A 16,410-nucleotide genomic window follows, 5' to 3' on the forward strand; every position below is an offset into this window, starting at 1 on the left:
CTTGATTCGGCTTTTTTTATTTGATTGTAACAAGTTTTTTCAACGGTTCAACACCAAAATGTTTTTCCTGATACAGTAAAATTTCAGCGCAAGCTCGGCTGTCTTCTAGTGCATCATGATGATTGTTCAACTGGATATCTAGATTATCACAAATCGTGTTTAATTTATGATTCGGCAACTCTGGAAATAACTTGCGACTCGTTTTAACTGTACACAATGAAAGATAATTCGGTTGTTCGATCCCATAATAATCCAAGGAACCAGCTAAAACACCACAGTCAAAAGGGGCATTATGAGCAACCACTAAACTATTGGGTTTAAAACAGGCTTGGATCTGCTTCCAAACATCAGGAAATTTAGGGGCATCCGCCACATCTTCTGGTTTGATTCCATGAATTTGGATATTTTTCCAGAAAAAGTCGGTTTCTGGTTTAATTAGTGAGTAATATTCATCAACGATGCGGCTATTCTCTACTTTTACTAAAGCAACAGAACAAGCGCTATGTTTAGCGTAACTGGCTGTTTCAAAGTCTATGGAATAAAAATTCATAGTCATTATCCCTTTCGGTTCAAAATTAATTCATACATGCAGTATAACAAAATAATAGATACATGGTAAGTCCAATTCAGTAATATTAACAGAAATTAAATAAAAAGAGGATGGGACAGAAGTGTTAAACCCCGAGAAATAAGAGGGAATTCACGAAAATTGTTCTTCAAATTTTTGTGACCAAGTAGGTACTGTGCAACATCAACTCGTTCTTTGTTGTGTTTTACAGCAATTTCAGCTTATTTCCGAAGGGATTGCTTCTGCTCCCACCGTTTATCCGGATTCCACGTGAGCGGGATATGACTCGAAGAGTTATGTCCCACTCACTAAGCAATCGTTAAATCAACCTCTACTGGACAATGATCACTGCCAGTAATTTCCGTATGAATTTTCGCACTTGTTAAAGCCTCTTTCAATCCATCAGAAACAACAAAGTAATCGATTCTCCACCCAGCATTATTTTTCCGAGCATTAAAACGATAACTCCACCAAGAATAAACGCCTTCTTGGTCAGGATAGAAATAGCGATAAGTATCAATAAAACCACTATCCAATAATTCTGTAAATTTTCCACGTTCTTCCGGTGTAAAGCCAGCATTTTTTTGATTGGTTTTCCAATTTTTCAAATCGATATTTTGATGAGCAACATTCAAATCACCACATAAAATCACTGGTTTTTCTTTGCTTAATTCATTTAAATAAGCACGAAAAGCATCTTCCCATGTCATACGATAATCTAATCGTTTCAGCTCATTTTGCGAATTAGGTGTATAACAAGTAATCATAAAGAAGTTTGGATATTCCAATGTGATCAAACGACCTTCTTGATCATGTTCTTCAATTCCCATGCCGTATCGTACGCTGAGTGCTTCTTCTTTGGCAAAAATGGCAGTCCCTGAATACCCTTTTTTCTCAGCATAATTCCAGTATTGATGGTAACCTGGCAACTCTAAGTCAATTTGACCTTCTTGTAATTTAGTTTCTTGCAGACAGAAAAAATCTGCATCTAATTCGTTGAAAACTTCCATAAAGTTCTTTTTAACAACAGCACGTAAGCCGTTAACATTCCACGAAATACATTTCATCTTGAGGACCTCCTTCAAAATTGACGCGATTTATTGATTTTTGTAAGTAAGACTTTAGATTAGTTTAACATACATAATCCAGATTTTGGTATTCTGTGTCGACTTTCTGATTGAAATCAACAAGTATCATTTTTGTATTCAGGTATTTAGATTTATGATAAAGTGAAAGGGAAGTCATGGAAACTATAAAGATTTTGAACTGAAAGGAACTATCAAATTGAATACAAAAGAAATTGGGTTGCTGGTTTATGGCGTGGTACTAAGCAGTATGATTGGGGTTATATCGTTTATCTTTTTAAGAGTGGAAGGAATAGGTTCTGAATTACTTTGGAATTTAGTTTCGCCGGATACTCCTTTACGTGTGTTCTATATTTTAGGGCTTACGTTAACAGGTGGCGTTTTACTAGGGTTTTTACGAGCAAGATGGGGGAATTTGCCTCATACAGTTCATGATTCTGTAACAGAATTAAAACAAACAAAAACACTCGATCATAGTAGTGTTTTCCGTAGTTTGTTGATAGCTCTTGTCGTATTGATTTTTGGTGCAGGCGTAGGACCAGAAGCGGGGTTACTAAGTGCGGTTATTTATTTATCTGTATGGCAGGCGGATAAACTGCGCTATTATTACTTTCACTTTAACGAATTGGAAGAGTTGTCTCTAAAAGAGCAGATTGCACGTCTGTTTCATCCTAAAAACTATTTGTTGACGTATGATGAAAAAAGAGCTGCTGATGCAGGCCAGAAGTCGAAGAAAAAGTTTTTTTATCTACTATTTATTATTAATGGCTTGATCACTTTTTTCCTTTTAATGAAACTGACAGGACAACCTTCTTTTATTTCTAAAATGGGCGAATCAAATTGGATAGGGAAAGAGCTGTGGATAGGCTTGCCGTTGATGCTTTTTGGGGTAATAGTTGGAAAATGTTATCTTCTGTTTAAAACCTTTCTAAAGAAACGGTTAGATTTTTGGCATGAGTTTCCGATTCGTAAAGCATTGATTGGATCTATCGCAATTTTTCTAATAGGTGTTTTTCTACCTAATTTACTTTTTTCAGGGCAACTATCGCTTTCATTGGCACCATTTGTTGGAAGTCAAGCTTCATTTTTAGTGTTAACGATGATTGCGTTGATCAAATTAGTATTCTTGCAACTATGCCTTAATACAGGCTGGATCGGTGGCGATATTTTTCCTATCGTATTTGCGGCAATCATTCAAGGCTTTGCTGTATCGCAATTATTTCCTCAAACAGATCGTTTGTTGATTGTTGCAATCGTGAGTACCAGTATTGCAATTGCAATCATAAATTCGCCGTTTCCAGTAGGTGTGTTTATGATGTTGTTTTTCCCACTAAATCTAAGCCCAATCATTTTAGCGGTAGCAACTATTTTATTTTTCGCCAAAAAAGGGTCAAATCGATTCATCCAAAAGAAAACAGTGAATCAAAAATTAGAATAAAATATCATGTATCGGACTAGAGGAGTTATTATGAAAATAGGCGTTATCGATTTTATAAATATCGCGCAAAAAGCATATTTACTTGTGTACTCTGTATCCAAGCAAACATGACTTATTATTAAGGGAGATGCCACTAAAAGGACACCTCCTCATTTTTACTTCTTAACAAAATGAGTAGTTACTTTTCTTTCACGATCTAATTTCTTAATTTTGAGTTGTTCAGCTTCCACCAAACGGATAAATTCTGTGAAAAAAGCGTGGAACAAATGACCACAAGCATAATATTCTTTGATGACTTTTTTCTTGTTGATTGGACCCGTTCGGAATTGGAAGAAATGATCCAATACGGCAAGAGGTTCTTGCCATGAGTCAAAATGATCTAGTAAATCTTGTAAATCAGTAATATCTTGATAGGGGATTGCTTTTAGGGTATGTAGCTCGTTTTTCATAATGGTTCTCTCCTTTTTTGAAGCACTGAATTTCGTACTTCAGCGCTTCTTAATGTACGCATTGACTTAGGCAACTTATTAAATTAGCGGTAGAAATGACTTGTGGATGATCATTGTCAGTCTGGTAGAATTTCTATCGCCTTTTTTGGGATAAAACAAAAACGCTATTGGAGCAGTCAGTGAGAAAAAGCTATTTTTTCAACAACGTTCTAAAAATACCTCAATCCGAAAAGTGCATGGATTCCTTTTTAGTCCAGTTGTTCAAAACTTAATGACTTTTTATCATCTTAAAACTATCAATACCGCCATCAATTATCTAGAAAAAGTATGCAGACTTTATTAAGTACATGATTTTAACAAAAAGTTTCCAGACAGACTAGAAAATTCCAGTAAAATTAGGTACAATAAAGAATGCTAGGACTTTGTGCTAGCAATTGGCAACTTGTATAGATAGTGTTCGCTGTCTATGCAAGGCTTCATCAGTTGGTTGTCGCCAAGTGATGAAGTGCCTTTTTTGTTTTAATTTGAAGTGAACCTCCTTTACTTGAATTTGTAGAATAGAAAAAACGATATCAGGAAATTTCCCAATATCGTCAACAATAGTCTCTAAAAATCATCTACCACTTCTTCTGAAATAGCCCAAAAGTTAACAAACCTATGGCAAAATAGGGAAACTTTAGGTATAAGTAAAGAAGCTAGTACATGTTGCTAGCACTATTGGCAACTTGTTTGGGCAGTGTTCGCTGTCGTTACAAGGCTTCAATTATTTGGTTGTCGCCAAATATTGAAGTGCCAATTTATTTTATATTCTGATTTTAACAGCTCGTTTACAAATGGGCTGTTTTCTTTGTTCTATTCTACCTCCTAAGTATATACGAAAAGAAGGCGAACACGCAACCTAATTTTCCTCTTAAACACCATTAAATAACACGAAAAATCGTTTCCTTATATATAAGATAAATAACAAAAAAATATTTTTATTATGTAAGTGCTAGAGAATGGTAAGCTATCAGTTTATATATTTACGTTTTATCGTGAAATTCATATAGAAAGTATCTAAAAATACAATTGTGTCTATGTGTTTGGTTTGTTATACTTATCTTTTATAAATTTAACAAGGAGTGAAAATATGGGGATAAAAAGCAGTCTATCTATAGCAGGAAATATATCCGCTTCTTTTAGCCAATCAGCCAATGCTTTAAACAACATAAAAGGACCAACCAATATCGCGACGAGAACGAACGTGAGGGGCAATGCGAAGGCGAAAGAAACAGCGACAATTTTTGGAAACGATATCAACAAACTCTCAGCTAGTATTGTAGCTACTGGGAAAAATATACACTCTGTTGCAAAGGATTTTTCCGAAATCGACTTAAAAGCATCACATCAATTTCAAGCGAACACATCGCCAATGAGTAGGTGGTTCTAATGACAGAGGTGAGTGACCAAGCAACACTTAAAACGATTCAAGCAGAACAAGAGTTAGTCACAAGAGAAATCCGGACAATAGGTAAACAACTGGAGGACCTTCACTCTATCCATCAAGAAGAACAGCGCTTATATTCTCAAGTGGTTGCAACTTCTTCGCCGGAAGAACGACACTATTTTCAAGATAGAGGTCTGGATAGTCGAGATCAATCAACTAAAGCGCAACAGCGTCTAGCAGATAAAGAAAGAGAATTAAACAAAACGAAAAAGCAGTTGTTGGAAGCGGAAGAAGAAACCTATCGGAAACAACGGAATGCGCTATTGGAGGAAGAAAAGGAGAAGCAGTAAATGGGGTTGAAATTTTATGTTGGTGAAATGCAGGCGCAAGCAAGTGACGCTTCACGAATGAACCAAGAAGCAAATCAAGCAATCGCTTCGCTTCAAAAAAGTATCGCGCAATTTTTATTCGCACCGTTATCAGGAAAAGCCTATGACTCGGCGAAGCGTTATTTCAATGTGGTCTATACACCAATCTGTCGTTCTGTTACTATGACAGGAGAAGCAATGGCAAGTGCCCACAAACGACTGATCAACGAGTATCAAAGTTCCGTTTCAAGTATTGATACAGACGAAGACCAAATCATGAGTCAAATCAACCGATTCGAACAGTTGAAACAACAGTTAGAGCATCAGATGACCGTGTCAAAAGAGGTCCAGCCAAGTTTAGAACGTCGCTATATCAACGCTTGTGAGAGTATTGCCAAAAAAAGAGAACAATTAGAGAAGTTTCATGCTTTTAACGCCCGCTCGGCCAGTTTCTTTTCAGAATACGAAGCTTGCCAACAAGAGCTGTCTCGAGGGATAGCGCAAGTCAGTGGATGTAAAGCTTGGAATGGGGCTTCGGGGACATTTGACCTTGGGAAATTAGATATGACCTGGGCCACTTCGATCAATGAACGGTGGAAAAATCGGGCTGAAGCAATCGAAAACAAACGAGCAAAAGAATTTGCGGAAGGGATGAAAGGTCGTTACCATTGTCGTGTCCAACTTGCCACAGGCGCTTATGTATGGATGTGGGTGACTGATCCAAGTAAAGTCACACAAGCAGACGTTCAATTCAATGAAAAATATAAAGAATACCTAGATATATTGACGAAGCCAGAAAAGGGTTTAGTTGACGAGTATTTTCAAACAATTACAGAAGAATTGAAAACAGGGATCAATCAAAAAACAGGGAAACCATTAACGGATTTAGAAAAAGCACAACGTTGGTCGACCATCGCAAGTGCGATCGCAGCCGTAGCAATTGGTGCTTATTATGGAGGAAAAGGGTTTACTGGCAAAGGGACAAACGTACCTAAGACGCCTACTTTAAAGGGAAATAAAGGCGGTAAGAATTATACACTGGATCGAGGGAAGAATAAAGGGAAAACTGGGTATAAGAAAGCCAGTGGGGCTAATGACTTTAAATTTGGAAGTAATTCAAAGAATCATTTGAAAAATGTAGAGGTGGTCAATACTAAAAAAGGGGTTGTTGGTGGTCATAATATGGATGATTTCAACAATGCACTTAAAAATCAAGGATTTAATCCAGAAGACTTGATTGTTTCAAAAAAACCACACCCAACTATTGATGGTATTTATGAAGTTGAATACAAAATACCTAGAAAAGATATGGCTGGTAATGTTGCGGAACCAATATCTTATAAGTATATTGAAAAACCAAAAACAGTTTATGACCCAACAAAAATTAGTGATAATCAAATGTATGAATGGGGGCAGACTGCCATGAATAATGGGAAAATCCAACCAGACGGTCGAACAATTATTGGAACTTCTCCAAACGGTGTAAAATTTATAGGCTATTTAAATGATGCAGGAGAAGTAACTAATTTTTTCCCTGTATTAAATTAGAATGATTGGATTGTGATACTATGGAAAATGAATTTCAAATTTTAAATGATAAGAAAAGTATAGATCAATTAATGTTAACCTATTTTTCAATAGTAAGTGGAAAAGATTTAGAAAGAGCTTTATCTGCTTTTAAAGAAAAAAAAGGATATGGAATAGAAATAGTTTTTGTTTCTTTTAAAAATGATTTAGATGACTACGATATGATGCAATTACCTAAAACATTAGATGATAATCATATTTTAGTTGAATTAGGTTCTCCAGCTGTCGAAGTAGATCAAATAGCGTATTTAGACTTTAAAACTTTTTATAATTATTTAGATGAAAATGTAAAAAAAGAAATTGAAAAAAATCCAGAAGAAACTGACTTAATAGGACTATTAAAAAAAGTTAAAGAAAGTTTAAGAATATGATTTTTATAAGATAAAAAAGGCATTCTATCACGAGATTGGTAAGTAATAGAGCCTTGAATAGCAAGGCCTAAACTCACTAATCAAGTTGCCAATAGCTAACAAAAGCTAGCTGTATTTATTGTACAAAAATTCAAAAAACTTTTCTAATCTTTTTGACTTTTTTTATGAGTGGGTGAAAAAACACTGATCCGTTTTTTTCGTATGTCAAAAAATTGAAGAGTAAAAAAGATTCAAATATAAAGTAAACAAAAAGTTAAGGAAATTAGTCATAAAGATATTTATACTGTGTACATTTGATCTTGGGAAATTAGATATGACCTGGGCCACTTCGATCGATGAACGGTGGAAAAATCGCGCTGAAGCAATCGAAAACAAAAGAGTAAAAGAATTTGCGGAAGGGATGAAAGGTCGTTACCATTGTCGTGTCCAACTTGCCACAGGCGCTTATGTATGGATGTGGGTGACTGATCCAAGTAAAGTCACACAAGCAGACGTTCAATTCAATGAAAAATATAAAGAATACCTAGATATTTTGACGAAGCCAGAAAAGGGTTTGGTTGACGAGTATTTTCAAACAATTACAGAAGAATTGAAGACAGGGATCAACCAAAAAACAGGGAAACCATTAACGGATTTAGAAAAAGCACAACGATGGTCGACCATCGCAAGTGCGATCGCAGCCGTAGCAATTGGTGCTTATTATGGAGGAAAAGGGTTTACTGGCAAAGGGGCAAACGCACCCAAAACGCCTACTTTAAAGGGAAATAAAGGCGGTAAGAACTATACACTGGATCGAGGGAAAAATAAAGGGAAAACTGGGTATAAGAAACCTAGTGGGTCTGATAAGCTGTTAAAACCTAATTTATTAGATGATCTTTTAAAAAGTGGTGTAAAGTACAATCCAGATGATGTGGTTATGGTGACAAAGAATACTGAAAAAGATTTATTGTGGTTAGAATACGGAAATAATAAAGCTGGTTTAAATCATATTGAAATTCGCCATGCAACCGACTTTTTTAAAAGAGGTATTAAGAATATTCCGGAATTTATCTATGATATGTTAAAGAATAAGCCAATTAGTATTGTAGAATCTTCAAAGGGGATGAATGCTACTTACATAGTAAATGGTAAAAAATATTTAATTGCTTATGGTAAGAATGGATTTATCGTTTCTGTATATCCAATTTAATTTAATTAGAAAGAGAAGTGAATAGATTATGTTTGAAGTAACGGCTATAGATGAACGAATAATGGATAGAGATATTTATTTAAGAAATATTGTTACTGAAAAAGACGAAGAGTGTTTTGATAATTCAATAGGTTACAGTGATGATCAAAATTTCTTATTCATGCGAATTGGATCAAAGTACGAGTGTAGAATTTTATTAATCGGTGATCAGACAACTGAAAAGAATGAGGAAGCATATAAATTATTTTTTGCAAAGGATAGATTAATAAAAATTGGTAAATACAAATTTTTAAAAGTGTATTTAGATAAGGAAGAATATTATATTGTAGCAGATGGAATATTCTTCAATGATGAAGATAAATATATTTTATTTGATTTCTTTCGGAAAGACTTATTAGAAGTGGATGGGCATATCACTCCAATGTATATTGATCAATAAAAATTATTTTAGTATCTGGATTTTGAATAAACGAATTAATTTAAATTAAATAAAAAATAAGCTTAACTATTTGATTTATATGTATATAGTTAATTCTTGACTAGTAAGAGCGAACTCACTAATAGAAATAAAAAAAGTAGATGAACTTATTAAAACGGTATTAGTGGATAAAAATACTGATACTGTTTTTTTCGTCTATCAAAAATTCATCTAACTTTAGCTCGGCCAGTTTCTTTTCAGAATACGAAGCTTGCCAACAAGAGCTATCTCGAGGGATGGCACAAGTCAGTGGATGTAAAGCTTGGAATGGGGCTTCGGGGACATTTGACCTTGGGAAATTAGATATGACCTGGGCCACTTCGATCAATGAACGGTGGAAAAATCGGGCTGAAGCAATCGAAAACAAACGAGCAAAAGAATTTGCGGAAGGGATGAAAGGTCGTTACCATTGTCGTGTCCAACTTGCCACAGGCGCTTATGTATGGATGTGGGTGACTGATCCAAGTAAAGTCACACAAGCAGACGTTCAATTCAATGAAAAATATAAAGAATACCTAGATATATTGACGAAGCCAGAAAAGGGTTTGGTTGACGAGTATTTTCAAACAATTACAGAAGAATTGAAAACAGGGATCAATCAAAAAACAGGGAAACCATTAACGGATTTAGAAAAAGCACAACGTTGGTCGACCATCGCAAGTGCGATCGCAGCCGTAGCAATTGGTGCTTATTATGGAGGAAAAGGGTTTACTGGCAAAGGGACAAACGTACCTAAGACGCCTACTTTAAAGGGAAATAAAGGCGGTAAGAATTATACACTGGATCGAGGGAAGAATAAAGGGAAAACTGGGTATAAGAAACCTAGTGGGTCTGATAAGCTGTTAAAACCTAATTTATTAGATGATCTTTTAAAAAGTGGTGTAAAGTACAATCCAGATGATGTGGTTATGGTTGGAAAAGATTCTTCTGGAAAACTACTTTGGCTTGAAAAAGGAAATGATAAAGCAGGATTAAAGCATATTATTAATGGGCATGTAGAAGATTTTAATGCTAAAGGCATTCAAGATATTCCTAATTTTTTACACGATACTTTAAAAATAAATCCTATAAAACAAGGAACAGGACCTAAAGGACCGTATTCAGTTTATATTATTGATGGACAAAAATACACTTTGGCATATGGAAAAAATGGATTTGTAGTTTCGTTTTATCCAAGTAAATAATTACAAAAGGAGAATGTTCATGTACAAACTACTTTCTATAAGCGAATCAGTTGCAACAAGAAATTTAGAATTGAAAAATTTGAATACAGGAACGATTGATTCATGTTTCGATGATTCAGCTGTAACAAGTTTTAAAAATTTCGATTTTATGGAAATCAATGAAGTATACATTTGCAAAATTTATCTTTTTGGTGAATTTGATGATGCTGGCGAGAACTTTAAATATATTAAAAATGTAAAAATTGGGAATAGAGATTTATCAGAAATTATAAACGAAAAAGGGGATGTGTACTACATTGGCAAAATTTCTGAAAGCGAGTTCGTCAGCTCAGAAAAAATGTTACATTACAAGTATACTAGAAAAGATATTATTCAAGTGAATAATATTGTACATCCAGACTTCGAATAGAAATTAATTTTTAATAAATAAAAAAGGCACTTTACTATCTGATTGGAGTCGGATAGTAGAGCCTTGAATAGTAAGCACGAACTCACTAATCAAGTTGCCAATAGCTAACAAAAGTAGCTGTATTTATTGTACAAAAATTCAAGAGACTTTTCTAGTCTTTTCGAATGTTTATTTGAAGTACAGTAATTCAGATAGTAAATGTGAAGTTATTGAAACGGTATTAGTGAGGAAACAACTACTGATACCGTTTTTTCGTGTATCAAAAAATTGAAGGAGTGAAAAAATGATTCAAACAGAAAATAAACAACCAATCAAAGAAATCAGTCACCAAGATATTTACGCACTTTATGAAGTATGGGAACAATTACATTCATGGCAAGAAGTGTTATCCGTACTAGAAAAATTCTTTGAGGATAAAGACAGACCCGTCAACAAACAACAAATTGCCAGAAAATACTATACTTGTTCACAAGTCTTTATGTTGTTTTACCTAGACTTTAACCAAACCATGCGAAAAATGGAAAAGCAGTTGTTAGAATTACGAAACAAGAAGAAGGTTTAGAGGGTTTCAACTGCTATTTTGCTAGATTCTGAGGGTGAAGAAATAAGGGATTTAGAAGAATAAATTTTAATGTTAAAGAAAACGGTAGGCATGTTAGACTATAAAGCTCGAGGAACTAGCCAAGGTGATAGCTATTTTGTGAGTTCCTCGGGCACTTATAAAAGCACATGCCTACTAATGAAAGTGACATTAGAAGATATTTTAGGCAATAGTTCTCCCTTAGCGGACTATCTTCGTGTAGAATATAATCAGATGAAGCAACAAATCGGTGATGTTAGTTTTGAAGAGTATAAGAATATGGCATTTGTGGATACTTCTTTCGATTACTATTCTAGGAACGAAAAAGTAAAAGATTTAGCCGTGACTTTAGTGATAAATGGTGCAGTTCTAGTGGTCGGAGGAATGTTGCTATGGCCACTGATGGTGGCGTTAGGCCTGACTTCTGGCGGAAAGAATATCAGTGAGGCTTGGCGAGGAAAAGACCTGTTTACTGGGAAAGACCTGTCTACAGGAGATCGTATCTTACGAGGATTATCAGGAGTTGCGGATGTTGCATTAGCGGGATATGGAACGTATAAAGGAATTAAACCTGTGAAGGGAACAACGAAGGTTATTGTTTCAGAGAAAGCCAGTGGGGCTGGAAGTAGATTGGATATTAATATTAAAAATTTTGAAATTAAGAATAAACATTTGAATAGTTCAACTGCTAAACGAGCTAGAAAGTTTAATGTTTCTTCAGCCGAAGAAGCTAATAAAATAGTTCAAGATGCATTAAAAAATGGAAAACTTGTAGAAACTATACCAAATGGAGTAGGGAGCCAAGGACAAAATTCTTTTTCTAGTATTATTGATACAGGGAAAGTTATTGGAACCAAAGGGGAAACACATATAAAAATAGTTTATGATGAATTAAAAAATGTGTGGACTACCTATCCTGTCCCAAAACCTTAAATAGGAGGTAAGCAAAGTGATTGATAAGCAAATAACGAATATTTTGCAATCGTATAAAAAACAACAAATATTTAAAATAGAGGACTTCTTACTTTCAGAAATTGATGAAGATAATTTACAAGAAACAATAGATTTTGTAGTTTCTGATGATGTTAGTAAGAAAATTAACTTTAGTGATGAATTATATGATGGGAACGAGTACGAAGGAGTATTTTTAGAAGGTAATCAATATTTATTATCTAGCTCAGAAGGAAAAGTAATGATAATTGATATGTTAAGTGAGGCTCATGGTGTTAATATAAAAGATACTCGAGTTCAATTTGATGAAGAAAAATTTATCAAACTAATCACGAACAAAAAAGAAATTCTTAATTGGATTAAAAATTATAAAGTAGATAAATAAAATAAAAAAGGCACTTTACTATTCGATTGGCGTCGTAAGCGAGAACTCAATGAGTGAAATTACTAATATCATAAATAATTATTTGGGAAGGAAGTAAATCAAGTGTCAATTCAGCAAAGAATGAATGAATTATTTGAATCAAAGATATATATTGACGAAACCCGAAAAGGGTTTGGTTGACGAGTATTTTCAAACAATTACAGAAGAATTGAAAACAGGGATCAACCAAAAAACAGGGAAGCCATTAACGGATTTAGAAAAAGCGCAACGATGGTCGACTCTAGCAAGTGCGATTGCAGCCTTAGCAATTGGTGCTTATTATGGAGGAAAAGGGTTTACTAGTAAAGGGACAAACGCACCCAAAACGCCTACTTTAAAGGGAAATAAAGGTGGTAAGAACTATACACTGGATCGAGGGAAGAATAAAGGGAAAACCGGGTATAAGAAACCTAGTGGAGCTAATTCTCATAAACAGATTTTGGCGCAGAGAATCCTGTGTCTGGAAAAGATTGGAATAATTATTTTAAAGATAAATATGGTGCTGGAAATGTTAAGTGGAAACCTAATTCGTTAGAAGATATTATTTCTAACCCTGAAAGATTATACGGGAGTACTAAAAATGAAATCAAATCTATGCTAGGGGAGGGATGGACTGAAGCTTCATATGGTTCAGCAGGTAATGGTTGGAAGTTTACTAATGATGGGGATGGAATGGTATTCTATCACTCAGGTGACGGAATACATGGAGGTTCGTATTATGGATTTTCAACGGGAGATACTGGTAAAGTTAAAATTGTTGGAGACGATTATATAAATTTTTCAAATGATAAAGCAACCATTATAAAGTTTGGAGGTAAATAGCAGTTGAAAAAATTATCTTTAGGTGAAAAGTTTGATTGGTTTATAGATACTTTAAATAAAAGTGGTATGTTCATTTTAAATTTATCTGATGAAGAGATAGAAACATTTATTTTTGAAGATTTAATTGTGGGTGTTACTTCTTTTTTTAGTAAAAATAATCTAATTGAATTGAAAGAGAATGGATTAATTGATGAAGATATTGAAGAAAAGGCTTATCTCCTCAGAAAAAAAATATTAAATATTGATAATACGGATTTATGGAATATTGATAGTGTAAGGCAAAGTTCTGAGTGGTTAGACATATTTGAATTGTCTGATGAGTTGAAGAAAAAGCTTTATGATAGATGGTCAGATGAAGAAATAAAATACTTGAAAACCATATAAAAAGGCACTTTATCACGAGACTGATAATCAAGCGATAAAGCCTTGACTAGTAAGAATACACTCACTAATCAAGTTGCTAATAGCTAACAAAAGCTAGCTGTATTTATTGTACAAAAATTCAAAAAACTTTTCTAATCTTTTTGACTTTTTTTATGAGTGGGTGAAAAAACACTGATCCGTTTTTTTCGTATGTCAAAAAATTGAAGTAGTAAAAAAGATTCAAATAGAAAGTGAACAAAAAGTTAAAGGAATTATTCATAAAGATATTTATACTGTGTACATTTGATCTTGGGAAATTAGATATGACCTGGGCCACTTCGATCGATGAACGGTGGAAAAATCGCACTGAAGCAATCGAAAACAAACGAGTAAAAGAATTTGCGGAAGGGATGAAAGGTCGTTACCATTGTCGTGTCCAACTTGCCACAGGCGCTTATGTATGGATGTGGATGACTGATCCAAGTAAAGTCACACAAGCAGACGTTCAATTCAATGAAAAATACAAAGAATACCTAGATATTTTGACGAAGCCAGAAAAGGGTTTACTGGCAAAGGGACAAACGCACCCAAAACGCCTACTTTAAAGGGAAATAAAGGTGGTAAGAACTATACACTGGATTGAGGGAAGAATAAAGGGAAAACCGGGTATAAGAAACCTAGTAGGTCTAAACTGACAGTAGAGACAACTACGAATAGTAAAATACCTACAATACACAAGCCAAATACTGTGATAAAACGAGTCGATAAAAATGGTAATTTAATTAGTGAAAGAATTTTTGATGATAAAGGACGAGTAATTAAAGATATTCATCATACTGATCATGGCAATTCTAAAATGCATCCCAAAGTTCCACATGAACATATTTGGGATTGGTCAGATTCCAAAAAACCAAAACCATCAAAATAATGGATAGGAGATTGTTTGTGAAAGGATTAATAATTAGTGAATTAAAAACAGGTTATGTAGCAAATATGGCAGAAATATTTAATGTACTTCCGCAAAAAGAATTAGAAAAAATGTGGCTTATTAGTAACTACGAATGTAATATTTATCCATTTGAACAGATACCAATAAACAAAGACTATGTTTGGAGAAAGGGAACTGAACTAAAAGAGCTTTTTAATAAAGAAGAAATAATGTTTATTTGGGGAGTATTTACAAGTTTTCCAAGTAATACTGAACTAAATGATGTTTTACATGTTCCACTACCAATAGCAGATGGAAATGAAACTTTGTGGAAGTCAAAAATAGAAATAATTCATCCTTTAGGAGATACAGAATTTATTTCATGGGATGGTACAGTTTTATTAGTTAAGTCAAAGGATCTAACTATTATTAATGAATTTATAAAAGAATATTCTTCTGTATCTAAAGATTTAGAAGAATATAATTCAAATTAAATAAAAAGGCACTTTATCACAAGACTGGTAATCAAATGATAAAGCCTTGACTAGTAAGCCATAACTCACTACTAAAGTTGCCAACAGCTAGCTGTATTTATTGTACAAAAATTCAAAGGACTTTTTTAATCTTTTTGACTTTTTTTGATGTAGAAATTAGTTAAGTTGTCGACTATGAAAACGGAATGAAACTAAGACAGTATAGAAACTGATGACTATCTTGATTTAGTTGTGTTGCAAAGCTCTAATTTTAAACCATTCCTAAAAAAATATAGTATGATGGATATATCAACTATTGATCGTGAGGAATTCATATGAAAATCGGAATCATCGGCTTAGGAAATATCGCGCAAAAAGCATATCTACCTGTGTACTCTCAACTAAGAGACCAAGCAACGTTTATATTATCCACCCGAAATGAACAAACCCGAAAAGAAATCAGTGAAAAATACGGCTTCAACGAAATGGTCACTTCAACAGAAGAATTGATTCAGACTGGAATAGCAGCTTGTTTTGTTCATGCGGCAACCAAAGTGCACGGTCAACTAGTAAAACAACTACTAGAAGCGGGCATCCACGTGTTCATCGATAAACCGTTAAGTGAAAACCTAGCAGAAGTCAAAGAAATCCAAGCTCTAGCAGCAGAAAAAAAGCTGATTTTGATGGTAGGCTTCAATCGCCGTTTTGCACCGTTTGTGGACGAATTAAAAGCAGTTGACAATAAAAATATGCTGCTGATCCAAAAAAATCGAATAGCATCGGAATCTACAGCTAATTTTGTAATCTACGATTTATTCTTACATGTAGCTGATACACTTGTCTATCTCCTTGATGATGATATCCGCCAGGTTCAAACAAAAATCATTGAGGAAGATGGCTCACTAAAAAGAGCGATTCTTCACGTAGAAACAGAAACTACGACAGCCATTGCTTCAATGAATCTCTACGCAGGAGCAAATACAGAAACTTACCAAGTAACAAGTCCAGAAGGAACGTTAGTATTGGAAAATCTAACAGATTTAACTAGCCAAAACTCGTTAGGGACACAACAAAAAAAATTTGGCGATTGGATAACTACAGTAGAAAAACGCGGCTTTCAACAAATGGTGGAGGAATTTATCAAAGCAGTTCAAACTAATGATGGCACGTATTTAAAACAAGAAAAAGTCTTTACAAGTCATGAACTATGTGCTCAAATGTTACGTAAGCATCAAGAACATATTTTATAGAATCAGACTAGAAAGTTTCTCTTTGACATGCTAGAATGAAAAGGATGTTTGAAAGAAAGGAACGACT

22 protein-coding genes are annotated in these 16,410 nt (G+C 34.3%); 19 read left to right on the forward strand and 3 right to left on the reverse strand.

Annotated features, from left to right (window positions below):
* Positions 1-16: 16 nt before the first annotated feature.
* Together AC1PU0_RS04270 and AC1PU0_RS04275 are read right to left on the reverse strand one after the other, a co-directional pair.
* Complete coding sequence (locus AC1PU0_RS04270) at positions 17-550, reverse strand: 3'-5' exonuclease (protein ID WP_111248188.1); 534 nt, start codon at positions 548-550, stop codon at positions 17-19.
* 326 nt (positions 551-876) lie between these two features.
* Positions 877-1,635 (reverse strand): exodeoxyribonuclease III, encoded by a 759-nt coding sequence (locus AC1PU0_RS04275; RefSeq protein ID WP_069653398.1) that lies wholly within the window; start codon positions 1,633-1,635, stop codon positions 877-879.
* Positions 1,636-1,852: 217 nt separating this feature from the next.
* Between AC1PU0_RS04275 and AC1PU0_RS04280 the strand changes: the two genes are divergently transcribed.
* On the forward strand, positions 1,853-3,091 hold the full coding sequence (locus tag AC1PU0_RS04280) for a chloride channel protein (RefSeq protein ID WP_206849320.1): 1,239 nt from the start codon (positions 1,853-1,855) through the stop codon (positions 3,089-3,091).
* Between the two features lie 155 nt (positions 3,092-3,246).
* Here the strand turns inward: AC1PU0_RS04280 and AC1PU0_RS04285 are convergent, their stop codons facing one another.
* Positions 3,247-3,540 (reverse strand): hypothetical protein, encoded by a 294-nt coding sequence (locus AC1PU0_RS04285; protein ID WP_111248185.1) that lies wholly within the window; start codon positions 3,538-3,540, stop codon positions 3,247-3,249.
* A gap of 1,129 nt (positions 3,541-4,669) precedes the next feature.
* On the opposite strand from AC1PU0_RS04285, the gene AC1PU0_RS04290 reads away from it, so the two are divergent.
* From AC1PU0_RS04290 to AC1PU0_RS04375, 18 genes are all read left to right on the forward strand, one after another.
* Entirely contained in the window at positions 4,670-4,969 is a 300-nt protein-coding gene (locus tag AC1PU0_RS04290) for a TIGR04197 family type VII secretion effector (RefSeq protein ID WP_479998495.1), read from the forward strand.
* On the forward strand, positions 4,969-5,316 hold the full coding sequence (locus AC1PU0_RS04295) for a hypothetical protein (RefSeq protein ID WP_479998494.1): 348 nt from the start codon (positions 4,969-4,971) through the stop codon (positions 5,314-5,316). The genes AC1PU0_RS04290 and AC1PU0_RS04295 overlap by 1 nt, the downstream gene beginning before the upstream one ends.
* The gene (locus AC1PU0_RS04300) at positions 5,317-6,882 is read left to right on the forward strand and encodes an EndoU domain-containing protein (protein ID WP_479998752.1); all 1,566 of its coding nucleotides are present in this window, start codon (positions 5,317-5,319) and stop codon (positions 6,880-6,882) included. It abuts the gene before it with no gap.
* Between the two features lie 20 nt (positions 6,883-6,902).
* A complete protein-coding gene (locus tag AC1PU0_RS04305) occupies positions 6,903-7,292 on the forward strand; it encodes a hypothetical protein (protein ID WP_069654315.1) in 390 nt (129 codons plus the stop codon).
* Between the two features lie 313 nt (positions 7,293-7,605).
* Complete coding sequence (locus tag AC1PU0_RS04310; RefSeq protein ID WP_479998753.1) at positions 7,606-8,481, forward strand: hypothetical protein; 876 nt, start codon at positions 7,606-7,608, stop codon at positions 8,479-8,481.
* A 28-nt stretch (positions 8,482-8,509) separates the two neighbouring features.
* Entirely contained in the window at positions 8,510-8,920 is a 411-nt protein-coding gene (locus AC1PU0_RS04315) for a hypothetical protein (RefSeq protein WP_206850810.1), read from the forward strand.
* A 275-nt stretch (positions 8,921-9,195) separates the two neighbouring features.
* On the forward strand, positions 9,196-10,143 hold the full coding sequence (locus tag AC1PU0_RS04320) for a hypothetical protein (RefSeq protein WP_479998754.1): 948 nt from the start codon (positions 9,196-9,198) through the stop codon (positions 10,141-10,143).
* A gap of 19 nt (positions 10,144-10,162) precedes the next feature.
* Complete coding sequence (locus tag AC1PU0_RS04325) at positions 10,163-10,552, forward strand: hypothetical protein (protein WP_206850707.1); 390 nt, start codon at positions 10,163-10,165, stop codon at positions 10,550-10,552.
* A 283-nt stretch (positions 10,553-10,835) separates the two neighbouring features.
* Positions 10,836-11,114 (forward strand): hypothetical protein, encoded by a 279-nt coding sequence (locus AC1PU0_RS04330; protein ID WP_206850704.1) that lies wholly within the window; start codon positions 10,836-10,838, stop codon positions 11,112-11,114.
* A 69-nt stretch (positions 11,115-11,183) separates the two neighbouring features.
* Positions 11,184-12,065, forward strand: coding sequence for a pre-toxin TG domain-containing protein (locus AC1PU0_RS04335; protein ID WP_479998755.1), 882 nt, complete (start codon positions 11,184-11,186; stop codon positions 12,063-12,065).
* 16 nt (positions 12,066-12,081) lie between these two features.
* Positions 12,082-12,468, forward strand: coding sequence for a hypothetical protein (locus AC1PU0_RS04340; RefSeq protein ID WP_113850084.1), 387 nt, complete (start codon positions 12,082-12,084; stop codon positions 12,466-12,468).
* A 133-nt stretch (positions 12,469-12,601) separates the two neighbouring features.
* Complete coding sequence (locus tag AC1PU0_RS04345; protein ID WP_479998756.1) at positions 12,602-13,042, forward strand: hypothetical protein; 441 nt, start codon at positions 12,602-12,604, stop codon at positions 13,040-13,042.
* The gene (locus AC1PU0_RS04350; protein ID WP_479998757.1) at positions 12,964-13,329 is read left to right on the forward strand and encodes a hypothetical protein; all 366 of its coding nucleotides are present in this window, start codon (positions 12,964-12,966) and stop codon (positions 13,327-13,329) included. Before AC1PU0_RS04345 ends, AC1PU0_RS04350 begins: the two co-directional genes overlap by 79 nt.
* Positions 13,330-13,332: 3 nt before the next feature.
* Entirely contained in the window at positions 13,333-13,713 is a 381-nt protein-coding gene (locus AC1PU0_RS04355) for a hypothetical protein (RefSeq protein ID WP_206850660.1), read from the forward strand.
* Between the two features lie 302 nt (positions 13,714-14,015).
* The gene (locus tag AC1PU0_RS04360) at positions 14,016-14,297 is read left to right on the forward strand and encodes a hypothetical protein (RefSeq protein WP_479998758.1); all 282 of its coding nucleotides are present in this window, start codon (positions 14,016-14,018) and stop codon (positions 14,295-14,297) included.
* Positions 14,298-14,440: 143 nt separating this feature from the next.
* Positions 14,441-14,620: a hypothetical protein gene (locus AC1PU0_RS04365; RefSeq protein ID WP_206850495.1), complete on the forward strand. Its 180-nt coding sequence runs from the start codon at positions 14,441-14,443 to the stop codon at positions 14,618-14,620.
* 17 nt (positions 14,621-14,637) lie between these two features.
* Positions 14,638-15,114: a hypothetical protein gene (locus tag AC1PU0_RS04370; RefSeq protein WP_340689595.1), complete on the forward strand. Its 477-nt coding sequence runs from the start codon at positions 14,638-14,640 to the stop codon at positions 15,112-15,114.
* A gap of 314 nt (positions 15,115-15,428) precedes the next feature.
* On the forward strand, positions 15,429-16,343 hold the full coding sequence (locus AC1PU0_RS04375; protein WP_479998759.1) for a Gfo/Idh/MocA family protein: 915 nt from the start codon (positions 15,429-15,431) through the stop codon (positions 16,341-16,343).
* Positions 16,344-16,410: the final 67 nt, after the last annotated feature.

The sequence above is a fragment of the Enterococcus sp. XAF26B05_ASV22 genome, from assembly GCF_056727285.1.

Bases quoted from the DNA above. Each gene is read 5' to 3' on its own strand.
- AC1PU0_RS04290 (WP_479998495.1), top strand. From the start codon at position 4,670: ATGGGGATAAAAAGCAGTCTATCTATAGCAGGAAATATATCCGCTTCT.
- AC1PU0_RS04320 (WP_479998754.1), top strand. From the start codon at position 9,196: ATGGCACAAGTCAGTGGATGTAAAGCTTGGAATGGGGCTTCGGGGACA.
- AC1PU0_RS04360 (WP_479998758.1), top strand. From the start codon at position 14,016: ATGACCTGGGCCACTTCGATCGATGAACGGTGGAAAAATCGCACTGAA.
- AC1PU0_RS04375 (WP_479998759.1), top strand. From the start codon at position 15,429: ATGAAAATCGGAATCATCGGCTTAGGAAATATCGCGCAAAAAGCATAT.
- AC1PU0_RS04335 (WP_479998755.1), top strand. From the start codon at position 11,184: ATGTTAAAGAAAACGGTAGGCATGTTAGACTATAAAGCTCGAGGAACT.
- AC1PU0_RS04325 (WP_206850707.1), top strand. From the start codon at position 10,163: ATGTACAAACTACTTTCTATAAGCGAATCAGTTGCAACAAGAAATTTA.
- AC1PU0_RS04300 (WP_479998752.1), top strand. From the start codon at position 5,317: ATGGGGTTGAAATTTTATGTTGGTGAAATGCAGGCGCAAGCAAGTGAC.
- AC1PU0_RS04305 (WP_069654315.1), top strand. From the start codon at position 6,903: ATGGAAAATGAATTTCAAATTTTAAATGATAAGAAAAGTATAGATCAA.
- AC1PU0_RS04270 (WP_111248188.1), bottom strand. From the start codon at position 550: ATGAATTTTTATTCCATAGACTTTGAAACAGCCAGTTACGCTAAACAT.
- AC1PU0_RS04285 (WP_111248185.1), bottom strand. From the start codon at position 3,540: ATGAAAAACGAGCTACATACCCTAAAAGCAATCCCCTATCAAGATATT.
- AC1PU0_RS04275 (WP_069653398.1), bottom strand. From the start codon at position 1,635: ATGAAATGTATTTCGTGGAATGTTAACGGCTTACGTGCTGTTGTTAAA.
- AC1PU0_RS04295 (WP_479998494.1), top strand. From the start codon at position 4,969: ATGACAGAGGTGAGTGACCAAGCAACACTTAAAACGATTCAAGCAGAA.
- AC1PU0_RS04315 (WP_206850810.1), top strand. From the start codon at position 8,510: ATGTTTGAAGTAACGGCTATAGATGAACGAATAATGGATAGAGATATT.
- AC1PU0_RS04310 (WP_479998753.1), top strand. From the start codon at position 7,606: ATGACCTGGGCCACTTCGATCGATGAACGGTGGAAAAATCGCGCTGAA.
- AC1PU0_RS04330 (WP_206850704.1), top strand. From the start codon at position 10,836: ATGATTCAAACAGAAAATAAACAACCAATCAAAGAAATCAGTCACCAA.